At 67.2% G+C, this 4,995-nt stretch carries 7 protein-coding genes; 3 read left to right on the top strand and 4 right to left on the bottom strand.

Features of this window, described 5'->3' with window-relative positions; all coding sequences use genetic code 11:
* From QZ609_RS24460 to QZ609_RS24450, 3 genes are all read left to right on the top strand, one after another.
* Positions 1 to 463, top strand: a 463-nt coding sequence (locus QZ609_RS24460; RefSeq protein WP_295500438.1) for a S4 domain-containing protein, incomplete at its 5' end; no start/stop codon positions are given.
* The gene (dtd, locus tag QZ609_RS24455) at positions 460 to 972 is read left to right on the top strand and encodes a D-aminoacyl-tRNA deacylase (RefSeq protein ID WP_295500436.1); all 513 of its coding nucleotides are present in this window, start codon (positions 460 to 462) and stop codon (positions 970 to 972) included. The genes QZ609_RS24460 and dtd, both read left to right, overlap by 4 nt.
* Positions 973 to 997: 25 nt before the next feature.
* Entirely contained in the window at positions 998 to 1,675 is a 678-nt protein-coding gene (locus QZ609_RS24450; RefSeq protein ID WP_295500434.1) for a histidine phosphatase family protein, read from the top strand.
* On the opposite strand, the gene QZ609_RS24445 is transcribed toward QZ609_RS24450, so the two are convergent.
* The 4 genes from QZ609_RS24445 to QZ609_RS24430 all read right to left on the bottom strand — a co-directional run.
* Entirely contained in the window at positions 1,672 to 2,382 is a 711-nt protein-coding gene (locus QZ609_RS24445; RefSeq protein ID WP_295500432.1) for a queuosine precursor transporter, read from the bottom strand. The genes QZ609_RS24450 and QZ609_RS24445 overlap by 4 nt on opposite strands.
* Before the next feature lie 26 nt (positions 2,383 to 2,408).
* Entirely contained in the window at positions 2,409 to 3,491 is a 1,083-nt protein-coding gene (gene ruvB / locus QZ609_RS24440) for a Holliday junction branch migration DNA helicase RuvB (protein ID WP_295500431.1), read from the bottom strand.
* Between the two features lie 73 nt (positions 3,492 to 3,564).
* Positions 3,565 to 4,146, bottom strand: coding sequence for a Holliday junction branch migration protein RuvA (gene ruvA, locus QZ609_RS24435; protein ID WP_295500429.1), 582 nt, complete (start codon positions 4,144 to 4,146; stop codon positions 3,565 to 3,567).
* Between the two features lie 51 nt (positions 4,147 to 4,197).
* On the bottom strand, positions 4,198 to 4,995 hold a 798-nt coding region (locus QZ609_RS24430), incomplete at its 5' end, for a glycerophosphodiester phosphodiesterase family protein (RefSeq protein WP_295500427.1).

Below are 4,995 nucleotides of genomic sequence, written 5' to 3'. Positions count from 1 at the left end.
CGAGATGTTCGGCAAGCTGATGAGCATCTCCGACGACCTGATGTGGACGTACTACACGCTGCTGTCGTTCCGCCCGCTGGCCGAGATCGACCTGATGAAGGAAGAGATTGCGCTGGGCCGCAACCCGCGCGATTGCAAGGTGCTGCTGGCGCAGGAGATCGTCGCGCGCTTCCACAGCCAGCTTGACGCCGAGCGCGCGCTGGAAGACTTCAACCACCGCGCGCGCGGCGGCGTGCCGGACGACATCCCGCAGATCGAGCTGTCGGGCGCGCCGCTGGGTATCGCGCAACTGCTCAAGCAGGCCGGCCTGTGCCCGTCCACGTCGGACGCCAACCGCAACATCGAGCAGGGCGGCGTGAAGATCGACGGCGCCGTCATCAGCGACAAGGGCCTGAAGATCGAGGCCGGCACCTTCGTGATGCAGGTCGGCAAGCGTCGCTTCGCGCGCGTGGTGCTGTCGTGATTGGATTGATCCAGCGCGTCTCGCAGGCGGCCGTGCGCGTCGACGGCCGCGTGGTCGGCGAGATCGGCCCGGGGCTGCTCGCGCTGGTGTGTGCCGAGCGCGGCGACACCACGGCCGAGGCCGACCGCCTGCTGGAGAAGCTGCTGAACTACCGCGTGTTTTCCGATGCCCAGGGCAAGATGAACCTGCCGGTGCGCAACATCGACGGCAACGGGCAGGCAGGCGGCTTGCTAGTGGTATCGCAGTTCACGCTGGCGGCGGATACCAAGTCCGGCACGCGCCCGAGCTTCACGCCGGCCGCGGCGCCGGAAGACGGCCGTCGGCTGTATGAGCATTTCGTGGCGCGGGCCCGGCTGCAGCACCCCATCGTCGCCACCGGCGAGTTCGGCGCGATGATGCAGGTGTCGCTGGTCAACGACGGCCCGGTCACGTTCTGGCTGCAGGTCGCACCGCAAGCCGCACCGTCTGTTGCAAAAGCGGGCGAGCCCGAAGCCGCCAAATCTGTCTGACCTGATGACTGACCGGGAACCCGTGATGCCACGTGCCGCCGCCCCGCTACCCATGCCGCAGATCACCCACATCGTATTGGTCCGCCACGGCGAGACCGACTGGAATCGCGAGCGTCGCCTGCAAGGCCAGCTCGACGTGCCGCTGAATGCGCAGGGGCTGGAGCAGGCCGCGCAACTAGGCAAGGCCCTGGCGCGCGAGCCGTTCGACGCGATCTACGCCAGCGACTTGTCGCGCGCGAAGCAGACCGCCCAGGCGCTGGCCGATGAGATCGGCGCCACGGTGCGCGACGATGCGGGTTTGCGCGAGCGCTGCTATGGCCAGTTCGAGGGGCTGACCTACGCCGAAGTCGCCGAGAAGCATCCGGCCGAATTCGCAGCCTGGCAGGACCGCGTGCCCGAGTTCGCTCCGCCCGGCGGCGAGACGCTCACCGGCTTCCATGAGCGCGCGGTCGAAACCGCGCTGCGCCTGATCCGCCGCCACCCTGGCGAGCGCATCGCGCTGGTCAGCCATGGCGGCGTGCTCGATTGCCTGTACCGCCATGCGCACGCCATGACGCTCACCGAGCCGCGTCAGCATGAGCTGCGCAACGCGAGCATCAACCGGCTGTCCTCCGACGGGCGCCAGCTGACGGTGCTGCAGTGGGGGGATGTCACGCACCTGGACCTGCTGGTGCTCGACGAAGTCGATCGGCGGGTGCCTTAAACCTTCAGCCGGAACGGCGTGAAGTCCGTATCGCGGTCGTAATAGTCTTCGTTCTCGGCGCGCTTCAGGAAGGCGACGACGCGGTAAGTGAGCGGCGTTGCCACGATCTCCCAGCCGGTCTTGAGGATGTATTGCGCGATCGCCACACGCAGCACCTGCTCGTGCGGCCAGATACCGTAGAAGGCGATCACGTAGAACAGCGACGAATCGACCGCCTCGCCCACCACCGTGGACCCGACGATGCGCGTCCATAGCCATTTGCCTTCGGTGTAGATCTTCATCTTCGCCAGCGTGTAGCTGTTGGCGAAGCTGCCGCACCAGAACGCGATGAGCGAGCCCATGACGATGCGCCAGGTGTTGCCGAACACATCGGTCAGGCTCTTCTGGTAGTCGGCCATGAACGGCGCCACCGGCAGCGCCAGCACCACCAGCGACATGAACGACGCGAAGATCAGCGCCGCAAAGCCGGCCCACACTACGCGCCGGTCGCGGCCGTAGCCGTACACCTCGGTGAGGATGTCGCCGAAGATGTAGGAGATCGGGAAGAACAGCACGCCCGCGCCAAACGTGACGGGCCCCAGGATGGGCACCGTCACCTGCGCCGCCTTGGCCGCCCCGATCAGGTTCGAGCACAGCAGTACCGTCACAAAGGCCGCCATGACGAAGTCGTAGTAGCGGAAATTGCGTTGAGAGCTGGGGGCGGTCATGGCGGGCGGCGCTGGGATGGCGTTGGCTATTTGTTGTCTTCCCACAGATCGCCCGCGGGGCCGGTCTTGGGCGCGCCCAGCCCGAAGTGCAGGTACGCCGAGGCCGTGGCGACGCGCCCGCGCGGCGTGCGCTGCAGGTAGCCCTGCTGGATCAGGTAGGGCTCGAGCACGTCTTCGATGGTGTCGCGTTCCTCGCCGATGGCCGCGGCCAGGTTGTCGATGCCGACCGGCCCGCCATTGAACTTGTGCAGGATGGCTTCCAGCAGCTTGCGGTCCATCAGGTCGAAGCCGACCGCGTCCACGTCCAGCATGGCCAGCGCGGCGTCGGCGACCTCACGCGTGATGACGCCATCGGCCTTCACCTCGGCATAGTCGCGCACGCGGCGCAGCAGGCGGTTGGCGATACGGGGCGTGCCGCGCGAGCGCTTGGCGATCTCCAGCGCGCCGTCCTCGGCGATGTGTGCATGGAGCAGTCCGGCCGAGCGCGTGACGATCTTCGCCAGCTCGGCGGGCGTATAGAACTCCAGCCGCGCCACGATGCCGAAGCGGTCGCGCAGCGGGTTGGTCAGCATGCCGGCGCGCGTGGTGGCGCCCACCAGCGTGAACGGCTGCAGATCGAGCTTGACCGAGCGCGCCGCCGGGCCCTCGCCGATCATGATGTCGATCTGGTAGTCCTCCAGCGCCGGATACAGGATTTCCTCCACCACGGGCGAGAGCCGGTGGATCTCGTCGATGAAGAGGACGTCGTTGGCTTCGAGGTTGGTCAGCAGCGCGGCCAGGTCGCCCGGGCGCTCCAGCACGGGGCCCGAGGTCTGGCGCAGGTTGACGCCCATCTCGCGCGCGATGATGTGCGCCAGCGTCGTCTTGCCGAGGCCCGGCGGGCCGAACAGCAGCACGTGGTCGAGCGCCTCGCGGCGCTTCTTGGCCGCCGTCATGAAGATATCGAGCTGGCCGCGCACCTTTTCCTGGCCGACGTATTCGTCGAGCAGCTTGGGGCGCAGCGCGCGCTCGAACGCCTCCTCGTTGGGGGAGGTGGGGGAGGCTGAAATCAGGCGTTCAGCCTGCACAGGATTGGCAGCCTTGGCGGCGAGCTTGTCGGTTTCGATCATGACGGGCAGACGGCGCCGGCAAATGGTGCCGGTCGCGAACGGGCCATTTTACCGTCTGCACGCAACCGTGGCGTCAGCCCTTGGAGAGCGCCTTGAGCGCCAGCTTGATGCCCTCGGACACGCCCGTGCCAGCGGGCACCTGCTTGATGGCCAGCGCCGCTTCCTTGTCGGAATACCCCAGCGCCAGCAGGGCATTGAGCACGTCCACGGCGTCGTCCGACACGGCGGGGCCGCCGGGGACCGTACCCAAGTCAGCGCCGAGCTTGCCCTTGAGTTCCAGCAGCAGGCGCTCGGCCGTCTTCTTGCCGATGCCCGGGATGCGCGTCAGCCGCCCGGCTTCCTGCAGCGTGACGGCCTGGGCCAGTTCGCCCACCGACATCCCCGACAGCACCGCCAGCGCGATGCGCGCGCCGATGCCCGAAATCTTGATGAGCTGGCGGAAGGTCTCGCGCTCGGCGGCGGTGCCGAAGCCGTAGAGCAGGTGCGCGTCCTCGCGCACGATCTGCTGGGTCAGCAGCACGACCTTCTCGCCAGTGGCGGGCAGGTTGTAGAACGTGCTCATCGGCACGTCGATCTCATAGCCAACGCCGTGGCAATCGACCAGCAGGTGCGGCGGGTTCTTTTCGATCAGCGTCCCGGCGATGCGTCCGATCATGGGTGGTGTTCCTCCAAAACGGGACGCAGTGTAGCCGATGCCGGGCCGCCCCTAGCGCTTGAAGGTCGAGACCGCCTGCCGCCCCACGGCCGGGTCGTCGGTGAAGAAGCCGTCGACGCCCGCGCGCAGGAAGGCCTGGATCTCCTGGATCGAGCCGCTCACGTTGCGCGTGTTGTCGGCACCACTGCGCAGCGATGGGGGCAGGAAGGTGTTCTCGGGGCGGAAGGTGTACGGGTGCACGACCAGCCCGGCGTTGTGCGCGTTGCGGATCAGGTCGGTCGGGTCGGTCAGTTTGCCGTTGGCATCCAGCGCGATGATGCTGCCCTTGTACGGGCCAACGCCGTTGGCATACACGGCGATGTCGCGCATGCCGCGGTCGGTCATCAGGTCGCCGTAGGTGCGGGCGTCCTTGGCGACGACGAAGTCGTAGGGCTGCCTGTTGGCGGTGTCCATCAACTGCACGAGCTTCCAGTTGGGCTGGCTGCTGCGGATCTTGTCGTGGATGCGCTTGAGGTTGGCCACCTCGAACGACTGGATGTAGACGGTGGTGCGGCTGGCGGTGAAGGCATCGCGGCGCAGGCCGTCGATCAGCTTGTCTTCCAGCGGCAGCCCGATCGACTGGAAGTAGGTCGGATGCTTGGTTTCCGGATAGATGCCGATGTTGCGGCCGAGCTTGGTGGATTGATCCCGCGCCAGCGCGACAATCTCGTCGAGCGTGGGAATGTCGAACTGGTCGTTGTAGGCGACGTTGGCGGTGCGGATGCTGGGGATGCGCTCCCGCGCGCGCAGCGTCTTCAGCTCGCCCAGCGTGAAGTCTTCGGTGAACCAGCCGGTGATGCTCTGGCCGTC

It is taken from the genome of uncultured Ralstonia sp., from assembly GCA_913056305.1.
Lineage (GTDB): Bacteria > Pseudomonadota > Gammaproteobacteria > Burkholderiales > Burkholderiaceae > Ralstonia.
This window is presented reverse-complemented; position numbering and strand designations above follow the sequence as displayed.